Source organism: Streptomyces sp. NPDC014727 (genome assembly GCF_043083485.1).
Classification (GTDB): Bacteria; Actinomycetota; Actinomycetes; order Streptomycetales; family Streptomycetaceae; genus Streptomyces.
The window spans coordinates 289,251-305,766 of the sequence record NZ_JBIBYR010000002.1; the positions used below are offsets into that span (position 1 = coordinate 289,251).

16 protein-coding genes are annotated in these 16,516 nt (G+C 70.8%); 4 read left to right on the top strand and 12 right to left on the bottom strand.

What is annotated here, in order from left to right:
• Positions 1–115 precede the first annotated feature (115 nt).
• Entirely contained in the window at positions 116–2,143 is a 2,028-nt protein-coding gene (locus ACF1B9_RS04965) for a thioredoxin domain-containing protein (protein ID WP_391739109.1), read from the top strand.
• A gap of 38 nt (positions 2,144–2,181) precedes the next feature.
• Here ACF1B9_RS04965 and ACF1B9_RS04970 read toward each other — a convergent pair whose 3' ends face one another.
• The 3 genes from ACF1B9_RS04970 to ACF1B9_RS04980 form a co-directional block, all read right to left on the bottom strand.
• Positions 2,182–2,814, bottom strand: a complete 633-nt coding sequence (locus ACF1B9_RS04970; protein ID WP_391739110.1) for a TetR/AcrR family transcriptional regulator — start codon at positions 2,812–2,814, stop codon at positions 2,182–2,184.
• Positions 2,815–2,825: 11 nt separating this feature from the next.
• On the bottom strand, positions 2,826–3,128 hold the full coding sequence (locus ACF1B9_RS04975; RefSeq protein ID WP_391739111.1) for a hypothetical protein: 303 nt from the start codon (positions 3,126–3,128) through the stop codon (positions 2,826–2,828).
• 185 nt (positions 3,129–3,313) lie between these two features.
• Positions 3,314–4,012: a hemolysin III family protein gene (locus ACF1B9_RS04980; RefSeq protein WP_391739113.1), complete on the bottom strand. Its 699-nt coding sequence runs from the start codon at positions 4,010–4,012 to the stop codon at positions 3,314–3,316.
• 212 nt (positions 4,013–4,224) lie between these two features.
• Here ACF1B9_RS04980 and ACF1B9_RS04985 point away from each other — a divergent pair, with 212 nt between their 5' ends.
• Positions 4,225–6,084, top strand: a complete 1,860-nt coding sequence (locus ACF1B9_RS04985) for a phosphoenolpyruvate carboxykinase (GTP) (RefSeq protein ID WP_391739115.1) — start codon at positions 4,225–4,227, stop codon at positions 6,082–6,084.
• A 246-nt stretch (positions 6,085–6,330) separates the two neighbouring features.
• On the opposite strand, the gene ACF1B9_RS04990 is transcribed toward ACF1B9_RS04985, so the two are convergent.
• From ACF1B9_RS04990 to ACF1B9_RS05025, 8 genes are all read right to left on the bottom strand, one after another.
• Positions 6,331–6,975: a hypothetical protein gene (locus ACF1B9_RS04990; RefSeq protein WP_391739117.1), complete on the bottom strand. Its 645-nt coding sequence runs from the start codon at positions 6,973–6,975 to the stop codon at positions 6,331–6,333.
• Positions 6,962–8,593: a substrate-binding domain-containing protein gene (locus ACF1B9_RS04995; protein WP_391739118.1), complete on the bottom strand. Its 1,632-nt coding sequence runs from the start codon at positions 8,591–8,593 to the stop codon at positions 6,962–6,964. The genes ACF1B9_RS04990 and ACF1B9_RS04995 overlap by 14 nt, the downstream gene beginning before the upstream one ends.
• On the bottom strand, positions 8,590–9,807 hold the full coding sequence (locus ACF1B9_RS05000) for a toxic anion resistance protein (RefSeq protein WP_391739119.1): 1,218 nt from the start codon (positions 9,805–9,807) through the stop codon (positions 8,590–8,592). Before ACF1B9_RS05000 ends, ACF1B9_RS04995 begins: the two co-directional genes overlap by 4 nt.
• Before the next feature lie 29 nt (positions 9,808–9,836).
• Positions 9,837–10,940, bottom strand: coding sequence for a hypothetical protein (locus ACF1B9_RS05005; protein ID WP_391739121.1), 1,104 nt, complete (start codon positions 10,938–10,940; stop codon positions 9,837–9,839).
• Positions 10,941–11,093: 153 nt separating this feature from the next.
• Positions 11,094–11,498, bottom strand: coding sequence for a hypothetical protein (locus tag ACF1B9_RS05010; RefSeq protein ID WP_351080353.1), 405 nt, complete (start codon positions 11,496–11,498; stop codon positions 11,094–11,096).
• Between the two features lie 102 nt (positions 11,499–11,600).
• Positions 11,601–12,812 carry a pyridoxal phosphate-dependent aminotransferase gene (locus tag ACF1B9_RS05015; protein WP_391739122.1) on the bottom strand — a complete coding sequence of 404 codons (1,212 nt, stop codon included), beginning with the start codon at positions 12,810–12,812 and terminating at the stop codon, positions 11,601–11,603.
• A 368-nt stretch (positions 12,813–13,180) separates the two neighbouring features.
• Positions 13,181–14,038, bottom strand: coding sequence for an arylamine N-acetyltransferase (locus tag ACF1B9_RS05020; protein ID WP_391739123.1), 858 nt, complete (start codon positions 14,036–14,038; stop codon positions 13,181–13,183).
• Positions 14,039–14,064: 26 nt separating this feature from the next.
• Positions 14,065–14,946 (bottom strand): NAD(P)-dependent oxidoreductase, encoded by an 882-nt coding sequence (locus ACF1B9_RS05025; RefSeq protein WP_391739124.1) that lies wholly within the window; start codon positions 14,944–14,946, stop codon positions 14,065–14,067.
• A gap of 96 nt (positions 14,947–15,042) precedes the next feature.
• Here ACF1B9_RS05025 and ACF1B9_RS05030 point away from each other — a divergent pair, with 96 nt between their 5' ends.
• Positions 15,043–15,390, top strand: coding sequence for a winged helix-turn-helix transcriptional regulator (locus tag ACF1B9_RS05030; protein ID WP_391739125.1), 348 nt, complete (start codon positions 15,043–15,045; stop codon positions 15,388–15,390).
• Between the two features lie 13 nt (positions 15,391–15,403).
• On the opposite strand, the gene ACF1B9_RS05035 is transcribed toward ACF1B9_RS05030, so the two are convergent.
• Positions 15,404–15,616: a DUF4287 domain-containing protein gene (locus ACF1B9_RS05035; RefSeq protein ID WP_391739127.1), complete on the bottom strand. Its 213-nt coding sequence runs from the start codon at positions 15,614–15,616 to the stop codon at positions 15,404–15,406.
• A 227-nt stretch (positions 15,617–15,843) separates the two neighbouring features.
• On the opposite strand from ACF1B9_RS05035, the gene ACF1B9_RS05040 reads away from it, so the two are divergent.
• On the top strand, positions 15,844–16,443 hold the full coding sequence (locus ACF1B9_RS05040) for a GyrI-like domain-containing protein (protein WP_391739129.1): 600 nt from the start codon (positions 15,844–15,846) through the stop codon (positions 16,441–16,443).
• Positions 16,444–16,516: the final 73 nt, after the last annotated feature.

Below are 16,516 nucleotides of genomic sequence, written 5' to 3' on the forward strand. Positions count from 1 at the left end.
ATCGGGTGGACGATCTTCGTCCACCACGTGATGGCGCATGAGGGTCAATCGGCCGAGCGGACGGAGGCGCGCGGGTTCCACGGCCGGGGTCGGGGCATTGTGAGAGGCTGGGCGCATGAACCGGCTGGCTGGTGTGACCTCGCCTTATCTGCTTCAGCACGCTGACAATCCGGTCGACTGGTGGCCTTGGACGCCTGAGGCTTTCGAGGAAGCGCGACGGCGCAATGTACCCGTTCTGCTATCGGTCGGTTATGCGGCGTGTCATTGGTGTCATGTGATGGCGCACGAATCGTTCGAGGACGACCGGGTCGCGGCCTATCTGAATGAACACTTCGTGCCGGTGAAGGTCGACCGCGAGGAGCGGCCCGACGTCGACGCGGTGTACATGGAGGCCGTGCAGGCGGCGACCGGGCAGGGCGGCTGGCCGATGACCGTCTTCCTGACCGCCGACGCGGAACCCTTCTACTTCGGTACGTACTTCCCGCCCGAGCCGCGCCACGGCCTGCCCTCCTTCCACCAGGTGCTCGAAGGCGTCGCCACGGCCTGGACCGAGCGCCCCGACGAGGTGGCCGAGGTCGCCGGACGCATCGTCCACGACCTGACCCAGCGTTCCCTCGTTCATGGTGGCGAAGGGCTGCCGGGCGAACCGGAGCTGGCGCAGGCGCTCCTCGGGCTCACCCGGGAGTACGACGAGAAGCACGGCGGGTTCGGCGGTGCGCCCAAGTTCCCGCCGTCCATGATCATCGAGTTCCTGCTGCGCCACCATGCCCGCACCGGGGCGGCGGGCGCCCTCGACATGGCCGCCGACACCTGCGCGGCGATGGCCATGGGAGGGATGTACGACCAGCTCGGCGGCGGCTTCGCCCGCTACTCGGTGGACCGGGAATGGGTCGTTCCGCACTTCGAGAAGATGCTCTACGACAATGCTCTGCTCTGCCGCGTCTACGCACACCTGTGGCGGTCGACGGGCTCGGAACTCGCCCGCCGGATCGCCCTGGAGACCGCCGACTTCATGGTGCGCGAACTGCGCACGGCGGAGGGCGGTTTCGCCTCCGCGCTCGACGCCGACAGCGAGGACGGAGCCGGCCGGCACGTCGAGGGCGCGTACTACGTGTGGACGCCCGAGCAGTTGAGGGAGGTCCTGGGCGAACAGGACGCGGCCTTCGCCGCCGAGTACTTCGGTGTCACGCAGGAGGGCACGTTCGAGGAGGGCGCCTCGGTCCTCCGGCTCGCACGGACCGGCGCCGCGGTCGACGCGGACCGGGCCGCGGATGTACGGGCCAAGCTGCTCGCTGCCCGTGAACTGCGTCCTCGCCCCGGGCGGGACGACAAGGTGGTCGCAGCCTGGAACGGTCTGGCGATCGCCGCGCTCGCCGAGACGGGGGCGTACTTCGACCGCCCCGATCTGATCGAACGCGCCACCGAGGCGGCGGATCTGCTGGTCCGGGTCCACATGGGCGACGTCGCCCGGCTGTCCCGCACATCGAGGGACGGGCGGTCCGGCGGGCACGCCGGGGTCCTGGAGGACTACGGCGATGTCGCGGAGGGCTTTCTCGCCCTGGCCGCGGTCACCGGCGAGGGCGTCTGGCTGGAGTTCGCCGGGTTCCTGCTGGACATCGTGCTCCAGCACTTCACCGGCGAGGGCGGGCAGCTCTACGACACGGCGGACGACGCCGAGCAGTTGATCCGCCGCCCGCAGGACCCCACCGACAGCGCGACCCCGGCGGGCTGGACGGCGGCGGCCGGTGCGCTGCTCTCGTACGCCGCGCACACCGGCTCTCAGGCCCACCGCACCGCCGCGGAAGGGGCGTTGGGCGTGGTGAAGGCGCTCGGTCCGCGCGTTCCCCGTTTCATCGGCTGGGGGCTCGCGGTCGCCGAGGCGCTGCTCGACGGGCCGCGCGAGGTCGCGGTCGCCGGGCCGGTCGGCGGCGAACTGCACCGTACGGCACTGCTGGGGCGGGCGCCCGGCGCGGTGGTGGCGGCGGGGGAGACGGCAGGGGCGGAGTTCCCGCTGCTGGCGGACCGGCCGCTGGTGGGCGGGGCGCCGACGGCGTATGTGTGCAGGCACTTCGTCTGCGACGCCCCGACGACGGACCCGCGAGAGCTGGCGCGGAGCCTCGGAGCGAGCCCGGCGGAGGAATGAGGAGCGGGGCCGACCGGAGACTGGGGGCGAAGCCCCGGCTACAGCGTCAGCCCGCCTTCGAGCGCGTCCAGTGCCTGGTTGATCAGCGCGCTCAGGTCGCCCTCCTGACCGTGTTCGCCCCAGTACAGCGTCGCCTCGCGCAGCGCCCCCAGCACCGCCGCGATGAACACCCTGACCTCCAGGTCGTCGGGGTCGCGGCCGCTGCGGTCGGCGAGCGCCCGGGCCAGCACCTTCGCCGTGTCCGACATGGTCTCCGTCATCCGCGCCCGGATGGCGGGGACCTCCACCATCAGCCGGGTGCGCTGCCGCAGTTCCTCCTCCTCGCTCCCGAGGAACGCCGTCAGCGCCTCGGCCGTGATGAACCGCAGCGACTCCAGCGGGGGTTCGTCGGCAGGCCGGTTGCGCAGCTCGGCCTCCATGATCGGGTCGTACTCGTCGGTGAGGACGATGTCCTCCTTGGTCGCGAAGTACCGGAAGACGGTGCTCGGCGACACCTCGGCCGCCTCGGCGATCTGCTCGATCGTCGTCGCGTCGTACCCCTGCTCGGAGATCAGCCGGTACGTCGCCCGGCGGATCGCGATCCTGGTCCTGAGCTTCTTCCGCTCGCGCAGCCCCATCGCGGGAGGCGTCCCGGGGGCGGAAACGGAAGAGGTACGAGAGGTGGCGGCCATGGTCGCCATTGTCAGGCATCGACGGGCGCGGGGGCCACGTCCGTGCTCTCCCGGGACTCGGTGGGAAGGTTCGTCAGGAACGCCCCGACCGGCAGCGACGACACCAGGGACGTGACAGCGACGACGAGGTGCACCACGCTCGTGCCGTGCAGATACGCCGCGTCCGCGGAGTCGGCCGGCCGCCGCGCGCCGAGCTTCGCCGCGACGGCATGGGCGGCGACCACCGAGTCCCCGGCCGTGTCCGCCGCGGTGGCGGGCACGCCGGTGGTGTCGAGCCGGCCGCTGTAGGCACCGGCGAGCAGGCTGCCGAGCAACGCGATCCCGAGCGCGCTGCCACGGCGTCGGTTCAGGGGAATGCTCCTTCGAGAGTCAGCGTCAAGTGAAAGTGACTCTCAAAAGATTGTTGGTGTCCATGTGCCGCCCGCGTCGGGGTCCTGACATGGCGAATGGCCGCGGCTGCCGAGCCACGGCCATTGCAGGGGGAGGGGGAAGGGGGTGCTCAGCTGTGGTTGTAGGCCACCAGTGAGATGCCGACGTAGTGCACGACGAAGGCCGCCAGGGTCAGGGAGTGGAAGACCTCGTGGAAGCCGAACCATCGCGGTGACGGATTGGGCCGCTTGATGCCGTAGATGACGCCGCCCGCGCTGTAGAGCAGTCCGCCGACGACGACCAGCACCAGCACCGTGATCCCGCCGGTCCGCATGAAGTCCGGCAGGAAGAAGACCGCGGCCCAGCCCATCGCTATGTAGCAGGGCGTGTAGAGCCAGCGCGGAGCGCCGACCCAGAACACCCGGAAGGCGATGCCCGCGGCCGCCGCCGCCCAGACCGCCCACAGGAGCGGCGTCCCGGTCGCCTCGGGGAGCAGGAGAAGGGTCAGTGGGGTATAGGTGCCCGCGATGATCAGGAAGATGTTGGCGTGGTCGAGCCGGCGGAGCACCGCCTCGCCGCGCGGGCCCCAGGTGCCGCGGTGGTAGAGGGCGCTCACGCCGAACAGCAGGCATGCGGTCAGGACGTAGATGCCGCAGGCGATCCGGCCGCGGACGCTGTCCGTCAGCGCGATCAGCGCGATCCCGGCGACGATCACGGCGGGGAACATCCCGGCGTGCAGCCAGCCACGCATCCGTGGTTTCGGCGGGGCGGTGTCGGACTCGGCTGATTCCATCCCGGCTGGCTCGGGCGCGGCGGCGGCGGCAGTCATTCCCGCATCGTACCTACGGGACCGTAGGTAACGGTCCCGAGTGGTGATGCTCACGTGGGCGGCCCCCTGGACATATGGGCGAAACGGTCGGATGATCAAATGAGTGCGGTCGGCACCGGATGAGCGCCAGCGGGATTCGAAGGGGTCGAAGCATCCGGGTCGCAGCCCCCACGGGGCAACTACCCAACAGACACCCTCACCAAGGAGCGATCGTGGCGCGCGACATCGCGGCTCCCCTCACTGCCCCCACCAACCACCAGGAACTCGTTTCCTGGGTGAACGAGATCGCAGCCATCACCCAGCCGGACCGGGTGGTCTGGTGCGACGGCTCCGAGGCCGAGTACGAGCGCCTGTGCGGGGAGCTCGTGGCCAAGGGCACGTTCACGAAACTGGACGGGACGAAGCGCCCGAACTCGTACTACGCCGCGTCCGACCCGAGCGATGTCGCCCGCGTCGAGGACCGCACGTTCATCTGCTCCGAGAAGGAGGAGGACGCGGGTCCGACGAACCACTGGAAGGCCCCCGCCGAGATGCGGGCCATCTTCACCGGGGAAGAAGGAAACAGCTTCACGGGTGAGCAGGGCGTCTTCCGCGGCTCCATGCGCGGTCGCACGATGTACGTCGTGCCGTTCTGCATGGGCCCCGTCGGCTCCCCGCTCTCCGCGATCGGCGTCGAGATCACCGACTCCGCCTACGTCGCCGTCTCGATGCGCACCATGACGCGCATGGGACAGGCCGTCCTCGACGAGCTGGGCACCGACGGTTTCTTCGTCAAGGCCGTGCACACGCTGGGCGCACCCCTGGAAGAGGGCCAGGAAGACGTTCCGTGGCCGTGCAACAGCACCAAGTACATCTCGCACTTCCCCGAGGACCGCGAGATCTGGTCGTACGGCTCCGGCTACGGCGGCAACGCCCTGCTCGGCAAGAAGTGCTACGCGCTGCGCATCGCCTCCGTCATGGCGCGCGACGAGGGCTGGCTCGCCGAGCACATGCTGATTCTCAAGCTCACGCCGCCGAAGGACGAGGCCGCCGCCCCGACGTACATCGCCGCCGCGTTCCCGAGCGCCTGCGGCAAGACCAACCTCGCCATGCTGGAGCCCACGATCCCCGGCTGGACCGTCGAGACCATCGGTGACGACATCGCCTGGATGCGGTTCGGCGAGGACGGCCGCCTCTACGCGATCAACCCCGAGGCCGGATTCTTCGGCGTCGCGCCCGGCACCGGCGAGCACACCAACGCCAACGCCATGAAGACCATGTGGGGCAACTCCGTCTTCACCAACGTCGCACTCACCGACGACGGCGACGTCTGGTGGGAGGGCATGACGGAGACCGCTCCGGCCCACCTCACCGACTGGAAGGGCAACGACTGGACGCCGGCGTCCGAGACCCCGGCCGCCCACCCCAACGCCCGCTTCACCGTCCCGGCCGGCCAGTGCCCGATCATCGCGCCCGAGTGGGAGGACCCGAAGGGCGTGCCGATCTCGGCCATCCTCTTCGGCGGTCGCCGCGCCTCGGCCGTACCGCTGGTCACCGAGTCCTTCAACTGGCAGCACGGCGTCTTCCTCGGCGCCAACGTGGCCTCCGAGAAGACCGCCGCCGCCGAGGGCAAGGTCGGCGAGCTGCGCCGCGACCCGTTCGCCATGCTGCCGTTCTGCGGCTACAACATGGGCGACTACATGGCCCACTGGATCAAGGTCGGCGCGGACAAGGCGGACCAGTCGAAGCTCCCGAAGATCTACTACGTGAACTGGTTCCGCAAGAACGAGGCGGGCAAGTTCGTGTGGCCCGGCTTCGGCGAGAACAGCCGCGTCCTGAAGTGGATCGTCGAGCGCCTGAACGGCAGGGCCGAGGGCGTCGAGACCCCGATCGGTGTCCTGCCCGCCAAGGGAGCCCTGGACACCAAGGGCCTGGACCTCTCCGATGCGGACCTGGACTTCCTGCTCAACGTCGACAAGGAGGTCTGGCGCGAGGAGGCGGCGCTGATCCCCGAGCACCTCAACACCTTCGGTGACCACGCGCCGAAGGAGTTGTGGGACGAGTACCGCGCGCTGGTCCGGCGCCTGGGCTGACGCCCCCGGGCGCACCCCGCGCGGGTGCGCCCCCACGCACCCCGCGGCCGGGTCTTTGGACATCCGCCCTGACCTGTGGGGTCGACGACCCGCCGCGGTAGGCCCCCGGAATCCCCTCACGGTTCCGGGGGCCGCCTTTTCCCGCCCCTTTTATAAAGAACGTCCAGGCATCGCCGTATCCTTGCGCCCAATGTCTCCACAACGCTTCGATGTCTCCTCACATCGCCTCCGGTCGCGATCAACGACCTACCCGTTGTGGCCCCGGTCCTCCAGATACCGGGTGTGGGTCTGCTGCCGTCGCGTCTCCGCCTCCCGCAGCGCCGTCGCCAAGGCCTCCGCCTCCCGGTGCAACAGCGCCAGCTGCCGCTCCAGATGACGCTCCGGCGGTTCCGTGCCGGGCGCGATCCGCGTCCACCAGCGGGTCCGTACGAACGTGTCGACCGACTCCGGGATGTCCTGGTGCACGGCACGCGACAGGGCGTGGACGCCCTCCGGATCGGTGGCCAGCGCCTGGGACACCCAGCCGGGGGCGAGCAACCCCGCCAGCAGCTCCGTCAGTTCGGTCAGCCGGCCGGCCGCGGCGGGCGGCAGCTCCACCTCGTCCAGATACGCCCGCAGGGTCCCGAAGTCGTCCCGCAACGCGTCCAGCTGGGACGAAGGATCGGGGAAGTCCGGGGCGGGCGGGCGCTCGGGGGGTGCGATCAGCGCGCCCGCGCCGTACAGCCCGACCACCACCACCGGCCAGTACGCCCCCGCGAGCCCGGTGAAGGTCAGGGCGAGTCCGACGATCCCGCAGGCGCTCCCGGTCAGGTTCTTCCGTGATTCGACGTAGGCCAGGACCCTGTTCGCGGATCTGCCCCGCGCCTCGCCGTCCGGCCTACTGGTAGCCACGGATCTCCTCGAACGCCCCGTCCAGGGAGCCCGGCCCCTGGTCCTTGGTCGCGTCGAAGAGCCGGCCGCCGGTCAGCGTGGCGATCCGGTCCAGCTCGCCGCGGTCCGAGTCGCCGAAGACGACCGGGAAGACCGGAGTGGCCTGCCGCGCCGCGGGCAGCGACCGGTAGTAGGAGGCGAAGCCGTCGGCCGTGGCGCCCGCCGTGTTCTCGCCGTCCGTCATCAGCACCACCGAGGTGAACGCGGACTTCGTGCCGTCGCCGAGATGCTCGTAGGCGGACTGCAGACTCGAATAGATCGCCGTCTCCCCGCTCGCCGTCAGCGCGGCGGTGTCCGCCTTGATCGCCGCCAGGCCCCGCTGCGGATCGGCCGGGTCGACCGTATGCGTACGGACCTGCTTCACGGACGAGCCGAACGGCAGCAGCGTGACCTCCTCCCGCTCCCGGAAGTCCCCGGTCAGCCCGGTCAGCGCCGCCTTCAGCTGGCGCAGCCGCTCCCCCTCCATCGAGCCGGAGGTGTCCAGGACGTACACGGTGCGCGAGGGCCGGCGGAGCTTGTTCTCGTACGAGTGGAGCAGCCCGTCGGCGACCGACCGCGAGCCGGGGAACGGGAGTTCACGCCGTGTCTCGGCGGCGAGCGGTGCGGCGGGCCGTACCGAGGGCACGACCGGGCGGCGGAACGTCTGCCGGGTCAACTGCCGCTGAACGGCCGGGGTGCGGAAGTAGGCCGTCAGCGCGCGCACCGAGTCCTTCGCCTCCGGTGCGGCGGTGGACAGCGCGCTGAGCGGGTAGTCGGCGGTCACCACCCCGTCGCGGGGACGGATCACGGTCAGCCCGGTGCGACGGTCGCGGTTGAGCGAGAGCAGCACCGACTCGTAGTTGATCAGTGCGTCGACCGTGCCGCGCCGGGCGTACGCGGTGGCCAGCCAGCCCGAGGAGCCGGAGGTCAGCCGCTGCCCCGCGAAGAACTCCTTCAGCTTCCCGCTCGCCCCGCGCACATCGGCGTCGGTCAGGGCGGACTGTGCGCCCGAGAGCCCGGAGGCGACCGAAACCAGCGCGGAGAAGCCGGAGTTGGAACGGGCAGGGTCGGTCATTCCATAGGTCAGCCGGCCCTCGGCGACCGCCCGGTGCACCTGCGACCAGGTGACGTCCGAAGGCTTCCAGCCCAGCCGTTTCACGGCGGCCGGGCGAACCCCGAGGGCGACCGGCGAAGCCATCAGCGGGGTCTCCGACGTGATGCGCCGGGCCGCGTCCGGGTGCAGTCGCAGATAGTCGTTCGACGACAGCCACACCGCGTCGTAGGCGCCGTCGGCCTTGCCGGACCCGAGCAGTTCGACGGCGTCGAGCGTGCCGGTCCAGGTGGGCCGCACGGTGATCCCGGTCGCCTTCCGGGCCTGATCCAACAGCGGTGTCATGTCGCTGAGTTCACTGGAGGCGAGGACGCGCAGCGTACCGGGACGCGCGGCGCCGTCGTCCTTCGCCGGGCCGCCGGACGGTCCGCCGTCCGACGCGGAGCAGGCGGCGAGCGGGCCGAGCGCGGCGACGGCCAGCAGCGAGGCGAGCGAGCGCGTGACCCGGCGCCGCAGCCGTCTCAGCCGCCGTCGGGGACGGCCTGTCATCCGAGCCCCCCGCCCTCAAGGGCACCCGCGGACCGGCGGCGCTCCAAGTGGGCGCCGGCCTGCTGGAGTTCCGAGGTCAACGACTCCACGGTCGCCGCCATCGACTCGGTCGCCTGCACCTTGTACGTGTCGATGGCGTCGAGCGTCCGGTAGATCTGCTGGAACGCCGTACGCAGCGTCTCCGCGCCCACCGCCGGATCGGCGGCGATGCGCTGGATCTCGCCGCTCTGGCCGGCGAGCATCTCCGCGTTCCCGCGGATCAGGTCCTCGGTCGTGGAGCGCAGCACCTGCACCTGTTCGGTCACCTTGCGCTGGTTCTCCAGTGCCGACGCCAGCATCACGGCGATCCGCAGGGCGGAGACGGTGGTGGTCGCGGCCCGGTCGACGCCCCTGATGAGTTCGTCGTTGTTCCGGCGCACGACATCCATCGCGAGGTACCCCTGCGCGCAGACCGCGAGCTGGGTCAGCAGATCCTGGTGCTTCTGCCGCACCGGGAAGAGCACATCGGCCCGCAGCGCGTCCGCCTGCACCGGGTCGGTGGCGGCGGTCGCCGCGATGCGCTGCTCGACGGCGCCGTCCAGTGTCTCGGTGAGCACCACGTACTCCTGGAGCTTGCCCATGGTCTCCCAGAGCCGGGTGCGCTCGGTGTGCAGGGCGGCGTTGTCGCGGCGCAGCTCGTCCTGCCCACCGCGCAGCGAGCCCACGATCCTGTTCAGGGTGGACTGGGCGGACGCGTACTTGGCGACGTGGTCGCGGAGCTTGTTGCCGCCCGGGAGCCTGGCCAGGAGCCGACGGGCGCCGCGGCCCGGAGTGTCGCGCGGGTCGAGGTCCTCGACCGTGCGGCGCAGCTCGACGAGGGAGGCGCCGACCCGGGTCTGCGCGTCCCCCTCTCCGGAACCGGACAGCGAGCGGACGGTGCGGTCCAGCATCCGGTTGGACTGCTGGGCGGCACCGCGGATGTCGGCCTGCCCGAGGGAGGTGATCTCTCCGATCCGGGTGGAGAACTCGGGCGACCGGGCGTCGAGCCCGGCGAGGCCGCCGATGTACTCGGTGGCGCGGCGGGTCATCTCCGCCCGTACCGAATCGTCGACCGGTACGAGACCGGCGGCCTGCTCGGCGCGGACCGGGGCGACCGGCTCCGGCGGGGTGAGGACGAGCGGCGGGGCGGCCCCGTCGGGCGGGGTGAGGGCGGGCGGCTGGGGCTCTTGGGTCATGGGTGGGATCTCCCGGGAGGCGTGGATCATCAGCCGCGGGTCCGCCGGGCCATCGCGCGCAGCACCGTGGCGGTGGGCACGGGCGCCTGACGGACCCCGGTCAGCTGTTGGTCGATGTAGTCGGTGTGGCCCTTGGTGGCGGCGGTGAACTCGGCCGCGGCACCCTGGGGCCGGAACCCGTGCCGCACGGCGAGCCTGCGCAGCTCCGGGTCGGTGGAGAGCAGCTCGCCCAGCCGCCGGCCGGTGCCGGTCAGCGGGACGAGGGTGTGGTCGCTGGAGACGGTCGTGTCGGGGTAGAGGAGAACCAGGTCCCCGGCGTCCTGCTGCTGCATCAGCAGCGAGGCGACCTGCGACTCGTACACCAGGACCAGTGGATTGCCGACGCCGCTGATGAAGTCCCTGAACGGGGCGTCGCTGCTGGTCTGCTGCGCGCCCTGCACCCGGATCAGCTTCTTCAGCAGCGGCGCGGTGCGGTCGATCGCGGCCTCGTCCGCGGCGACCCGGCCGCCGTCGGCGACGTACGAGGCCGCGGCGAGGTAGAGCGCGCCGGAGTTGGACGAGACGGGATCGGTGCTGGTGATGAAGACCGTACCGGTCAACTCGGCATGTTTTCCAGAACCCTTGAGCTGCTGCCAGGAACGGTCCGCCCGCGCGGCCTTGAGGTACGGGCCCATGAGCAGCTTCCCGCCGGCCTTTCCGTTCAGCGTCGCGAGTCCGTTGTCCGCCAGCACCTGAGCGGCGCCGCGGTGCGCGACGACGACCAACGGCGAGTAGAACGGCCTGAGCGGTCCGCCCTTGACAAAGAACCTGCGCCGCAGCTCGTCGGCCGGGGCCTGCGAGCCGGGGAAGGCGAAGTCATACCCCTTGAGGGGGAGTTGGTCCATGGCCCAGGAGCCGGATGTCTCCGCCTTGACGGTGAACCCCTTGGCGGCGAGGGCCTTCACCACGTCGGGATCGGCGAAGAACTCGGCCTTCTCCGATCCGATCACTCCACGCACGGTCTTCGTTGCCGTGCTCGTGTCCCCGGTGTCGCGGCCCACTGCGACGGCTACTGCCACTCCGCCGATCAGCAGCACCGCCAGGACGATTCCCACGATGCGTCTCACACGCGAAGCCTGCTCGCGGAAACCCACATTCCAGGCGGAGTTGGGTGGACAGGAGGTGAAGTAAGCATCCCAGTACGCAACGGAGGCGGGACGCGAGCGGGTCGCTCCGGTGTCCTGCCTCCGGGGTACGGATGGGTGGCACCCGGTCCACGCGCCTCGACGGCCCGTGGACCGGGGCCGTCAGAGGGCGCCGACCAGTCGCGACGGGGCGGCGGTGGCGGCGTCGACCGCCGCCGTGTGCGCGTCCATGCGTTCCGCCGCGAGGATCGCGACGGCCGTGTCGGCGCGGGACGCGGCCACCACCAGTGCCCGGCCCGCGAGGGCGTGCGCACGGCGGTGGAGCGTGAGCGCGGGTGCATCGGTTCGACCGGCGTGCCGGGCGGGCGGCGCGCCGCGCAGCCTGGCGACCTGCTCGGCGATGCGGTCGCCCGCCACGCCGAGGTCCAGCTCGTCGGTGACCGCGAGAAGTGCGGCCAGGTGTCCGGCGAGCTGGATGTCCAGCTCTTCCTCGCGGGAACGGTGCGGGAAGTCGTCGGCGTGGTCGGCCGGTGTGTGGACCGATTTGGTGCGGATCGGTTCGTACATGGATGGCCTCCTGGTGTTGCTGTGGAGCCATCCTAGCTTGGATTCAGTCTAAAGTTGTCCGTAATCGATTCCGAGATGGCTCAGGGAACGGCCGGCCACCCGTCACGGCTGCCCGTACCCGTCCAGGAAGTGCGCGATCCGGGTCACCGCGTCCGTCAGCTCCTCGGTCGAGGGCAGCGTCACGACGCGGAAGTGATCGGGCTCCGGCCAGTTGAACCCGGTGCCGTGCACGACCATGATCTTCTCGGCCCGCAGCAGGTCGAGGACCATCTGCCGGTCGTCCTTGATCTTGTAGACCTTGGGGTCGAGGCGCGGGAAGAGATACAGCGCCCCTTTCGGCTTCACACAGGTCACACCCGGAATGGAGGTCAGCAGGTCGTACGCGGCATCGCGCTGCTCCAGGATGCGGCCCCCCGGCAGCACCAGCTCGTCGATCGACTGCCGGCCGCCGAGGGCGGTGGCCACGGCGTGCTGCGACGGCATATTGGCGCAGAGCCGCATGTTGGCGAGGATCGTCAGCCCCTCGATGTACGAGGAGGCGTGCGCCTTGGGGCCGCAGACCGCCAGCCAGCCGGACCGGTACCCGGCAACCCGGTAGTTCTTGGAGAGCCCGTTGAAGGTGAGCACCATCAGATCGGGGGCGATCGTCGCGGTCGGGGTGTGGGTCGCTCCGTCGTACAGGATCCGGTCGTAGATCTCGTCGGAGCAGACGACCAGGTTGTGGCGCCGGGCGATCTCCGTCAGCCCGCGCAGCATCTCGTCGTCGTAGACCGCACCCGTCGGATTGTTCGGATTGATGATCACGATCGCCTTGGTGCGGTCGGTGATCCTCCGCTCGATGTCGGCGAGGTCCGGCATCCAGTCGGCCTGCTCGTCGCACCGGTAGTGCACGGCCGTACCGCCGGCCAGCGACACCGACGCGGTCCACAGCGGATAGTCCGGAGCCGGTACGAGGACCTCGTCGCCGTCGTCGAGCAGCGCCTGCATCGACATCTGGATCAGCTCGGAGACGCCGTTGCCCAGATAGATGTCCTCGACGTCGAGGTCGATCCCCTTGGTCTGGTAGTGCTGCATCACCGCCCGCCGCGCGGACAGCAGCCCCTTCGCGTCGCCGTAACCGTGCGCCCCGGCGAGGTTGCGCAGTATGTCTTCGAGGATCTCGGGCGGGCACTCGAACCCGAACGCGGCAGGGTTGCCGGTGTTCAGCTTGAGGATGCGGTGACCGGCGGCTTCCAGCCGCATCGCCTCCTCCAGCACGGGGCCCCGGATTTCGTAACAGACATTGGCGAGCTTCGTGGACTGGATGACCTGCATGTCTGGGAGCTTACGACCGTGTTTCGCGCGCCGCCCGGCCTTCCGCCCCCGGTTGCCCCACCCGGGTGCGTGACGCGCCGCCGCCCGACTTCCATAGCCATGCGTCCGCCGTCCCCGGACCGTGAGAACGCCGGTGGGGGGCGGGGCGGGGCTTGGAAAGGGCAGGAACGGGGACGTGACGGAGACGGACGGGTGAGATGCGCCACGTGAGCGGAAGTGTTCGAGGGGTGAACACCGGGCTGAGGGCGCGCCCCGGCCCGTGCGCCCCTGCCTGTGCGCCCCCGCCCGTGAGGGTGGCGCGCCCCGCGCCCCGAAGGGGTACACCCCCGGATCTTCGCGTCACTCGGGCAGTCGTGCGCACCGTGGCGTCACTCCGGCAGTCGTGTGCCCCGGGGCAGCTGGATGCCGAAGTCGGCCGCCAGCACGTGGAGCACCTCGTCGCCGTCCGCCGACTGCCGTTCCTCGCGGGTGCCGTCGTGCGCTGTGACCGTGAGCGTGCGGCCGGTCAGCGACAGATGGGCGTCCGGGGTGGTGCGCTGGACGTACACCTGATGCCGGAACGGGGAGCGCGGGTTGGTCGCGATGTGCCAGTTGATGACCTCGTAGTCCGGTGCCTCGAAGGGCTCCAGGGTGAAGGCGTACTGGCCCTGCCACCCCCCGTCCGCGGTGTGCGCCTGGAGCTCCCACTGCTCCAGCGGCCCGTCGTGCGGGGTGTTCACGAGCCGGTGGCGGCGCGGGGCGTCGTGCAGCTCCGCGTCCGCGACCAGGGGGATCGGCTCCAGCAGCGAGCCGGTGGCGCCGAAGCCGACATCGGCCAGATATGGGGTCGGCCCGCCCGGCACCCGTGCCAGCATCAGCATGTGGGTCCGCGGCCGTACGTCCCCGGGCCCGGCACCCAGCACCACTCGTGCGCAGAGCAGGGTGATCTCGAACCCGAGCGCGGTCAGCGCGGCGGCCAGCAGGGTGTTCTGCTCGTAGCAGTACCCGCCGCGCCCGCCCCGTACGAGCTTCGCCTCCAGATCCGCGAGCGCGAGCGAGGGCGCCTTGCCCAGGACCGGGTCCAGGTTCTCGAACGGGATGCCCAGCGCGTGGGCACGGTGCACGGAGCGCAGGACCTCCGCGGTCGGCCGGCGTTCCCCGGTCCAGCCGATGCGGGCGAGATAGGCGTCGAGATCGAGGCCGGGGCCGGGGCGGCGGCCGTGATCGGCCGCGTGGTCGGATGTCATGCGCCGACCGTACGCAAACGGGTGCGTCAGCGGACCAGCAGGTCCACCACACCCGTCGTGCTCTCGTTACCCCGCCCGTCCGCGAGCAGGCGTTCCATCAGGGCCAGATACGGGGTCAGCAGCTCGCTGCTGACCCCCTGTTCCTCCGCCGTGCGCAGCAGCGTGGCACTGCCCGCGACCTGCATGGCGAGGTTGGACACGACCCCCCGTGCGTAGTCGCCGTCGGCCAGCTGGGCGGCGGACGCGTGCACGGAGGGCGTCATGGCGACGAGCCAGTCGGCGAGCAGCGGGGCGAGAGTCGTCGGATCGATGTTCTCCTTGCGGACCAGGGCGAACGCGTGGGAGATCCCGGCGAACATCCCGTACATCGCACTCAGCAGCGCCACGTCGTGCAGAGCGGCGAAACCGGCGTCCTCGCCGACGTAGGAGGTGCCGGCCGGTACGGCCAGGACGTCGTGGTGGGCGTCGAAGAGGGCGCGGGAGCCACTGTAGAAGACGTACGCGCCGGAGCCCGGGGCGCCGATCATCGGCGGGACGGCCATGATCCCGCCGTCCAGGAAGCGGGCCCCGCGCTCGCGGGCCCAGGCGGCGCGGGCGCGGGCCTGGGCGGGGGTGGATGTGGTGAGGTCGACCAGATCCTTTCCGGCCAGGTCGACGCCGGTCAGGGTCGCGTCGACCGAGGCGTCGTCGAGCAGGCACACGACGACCAGCCCGCTCGCCGCCACCGCCTCGGCGGCGGTCGGGGCGACGAGGGCCCCTTCTGCGGCGAGCGGTTCGGCCCGGCCCGGCCCGCGGTTCCAGACGGTGAGCGGATGCCCGGCGGCGAGCCAGGAGCGGGCGAGCGCGGTGCCCATGGCACCGAGCCCGAGGAGAGTGAGCGGCGACTTCTCGAATGCGTTGTCGGTCATGCCGATTAGGCTTGTCGCAGGCCCGGAAGTGATCAAGTACGCACTTCGAAGTGGGTGGTTACCGCCGGGTGAGCGAGCAGGTGGGAGGGCTGGGCCATGGGGGCCGTACGGAGGCCGGGGGCGTACGTCTGCGGGATCGACGCCGCGATGGACGTGATCGGCGGCAAGTGGAAGGTGCTGATCCTCTGGGCGCTCAACGAGCGGGTGTGCCGCTTCGGCGAGCTGCGCAGGATGGTGCCGGGGGTGACGGAGAAGGTGCTCACGTCGCATCTGCGGGAGCTTGAGGAGGACGGCATCGTGCACCGGGAGGTGCATGCGGAGGTGCCGCCGCGCGTCGAGTACTCACTGACCCCGCTGGGCTCCGGGCTCAACGAGGCACTGGCGCCGCTCGGCGCCTGGGGAAGAGAGAACATCCTCGTGGACGCCGAGCGGCCACAGCCCTGACGGGCGCCCGCGGTTACGCGCCCTTGTCCTCGGCGAGCGTGTGCGCGACCAGGGCGTTGGCGTGTCCGTGCCCCAAACCGTGTTCGGACTTGAGCCAGTTGACGATCTCCATGTGCTTGCTCAGCGGGGAGGAACGGATCAGGTCCTTCCACTCCGCGATCGGGCGGCCGTACTTCTTCTCGATCGACGGGAAATAGCTCGCGGGGCCCTTCACGGCATCAGTCATGGCGGGCATTCTGCCATCGCCGACGGTGACCGTCCGGGCGATATCCGGCGCCGGGCGGGCCGGACCGTGCTCCCGTCGCCAGCGGCCGATCGCAATCCGAGTGCGGCGGTGGACCGCGCTCCGGCACACTGCGCCGCCGGCCGATCCGACCGATGCGGGCACGGATGGTCGGGTCCGACAGGGCACGCGCTTCCTAACGTGAGTGCTCGTAAGGGAAGGAGTCCGGGGTGCTGGAGCGGCTGAACGAGGCCATGGAGCACATCGAGGGCTGTCTCGATCAGAGGATCGAGGCGGCCGAGCTGGCGGCCCGGATCGCCATGACGTCGGAGTACCACTTCCGGCGCATGTTCTCGGCGTTGGCCGGGATGCCGCTGTCGGAGTACATCCGGCGCAGGCGGCGTGTGCACGAGGGGGTGAACCCGGCCATCGCCGAGTTCGTCCGGGGCATCGACCAGGAGACGATGCGACGCGTCGCGAGCCTGTCGGACCAGGAACCGGAGGGAATCGTCGCGGTGAGCGACAACCTCGACGAAAGTCGTGCGGAGGGGACCGAACTCGACTACTACCACGCCGTGGTGACCGGTGTGGCCGTGCCCGAGGGCCTGGACGCACTGGTGGTCCCGGCGGGCACCTGGGCCGTCTTCGGGAACTCCGGACCGTTCCCCCAGGCGCTCCAGTACTTGTGGCGGGACGTGTTCACCCAGTGGTTCCCCTCCAATCCGTACCGGAGCAGGCCCGGTCCCGAGATCCTGCGCGCCAGGCTGTCGCAGGACGGCGGAGAGGCCGAAGCGGAACTCTGGATCCCGGTGGAGCGCACCAAGGCCTGAGAACGGACGGCCCGAATCCGGACGGCCCGGTATCGGGCGGTCCGGAGCCGGGCGGCTGGAAACCGCCCCTTGT

Coding starts and splice junctions, on each gene's coding strand:
- ACF1B9_RS04965 (WP_391739109.1), top strand. CDS start 116: ATGAACCGGCTGGCTGGTGTGACCTCGCCTTATCTGCTTCAGCACGCT.
- ACF1B9_RS04970 (WP_391739110.1), bottom strand. CDS start 2,814: ATGGCCGCCACCTCTCGTACCTCTTCCGTTTCCGCCCCCGGGACGCCT.
- ACF1B9_RS04980 (WP_391739113.1), bottom strand. CDS start 4,012: ATGACTGCCGCCGCCGCCGCGCCCGAGCCAGCCGGGATGGAATCAGCC.
- ACF1B9_RS04995 (WP_391739118.1), bottom strand. CDS start 8,593: ATGACAGGCCGTCCCCGACGGCGGCTGAGACGGCTGCGGCGCCGGGTC.
- ACF1B9_RS05000 (WP_391739119.1), bottom strand. CDS start 9,807: ATGACCCAAGAGCCCCAGCCGCCCGCCCTCACCCCGCCCGACGGGGCC.
- ACF1B9_RS05010 (WP_351080353.1), bottom strand. CDS start 11,498: ATGTACGAACCGATCCGCACCAAATCGGTCCACACACCGGCCGACCAC.
- ACF1B9_RS05015 (WP_391739122.1), bottom strand. CDS start 12,812: ATGCAGGTCATCCAGTCCACGAAGCTCGCCAATGTCTGTTACGAAATC.
- ACF1B9_RS05020 (WP_391739123.1), bottom strand. CDS start 14,038: ATGACATCCGACCACGCGGCCGATCACGGCCGCCGCCCCGGCCCCGGC.
- ACF1B9_RS05025 (WP_391739124.1), bottom strand. CDS start 14,946: ATGACCGACAACGCATTCGAGAAGTCGCCGCTCACTCTCCTCGGGCTC.
- ACF1B9_RS05030 (WP_391739125.1), top strand. CDS start 15,043: ATGGGGGCCGTACGGAGGCCGGGGGCGTACGTCTGCGGGATCGACGCC.
- ACF1B9_RS05035 (WP_391739127.1), bottom strand. CDS start 15,616: ATGACTGATGCCGTGAAGGGCCCCGCGAGCTATTTCCCGTCGATCGAG.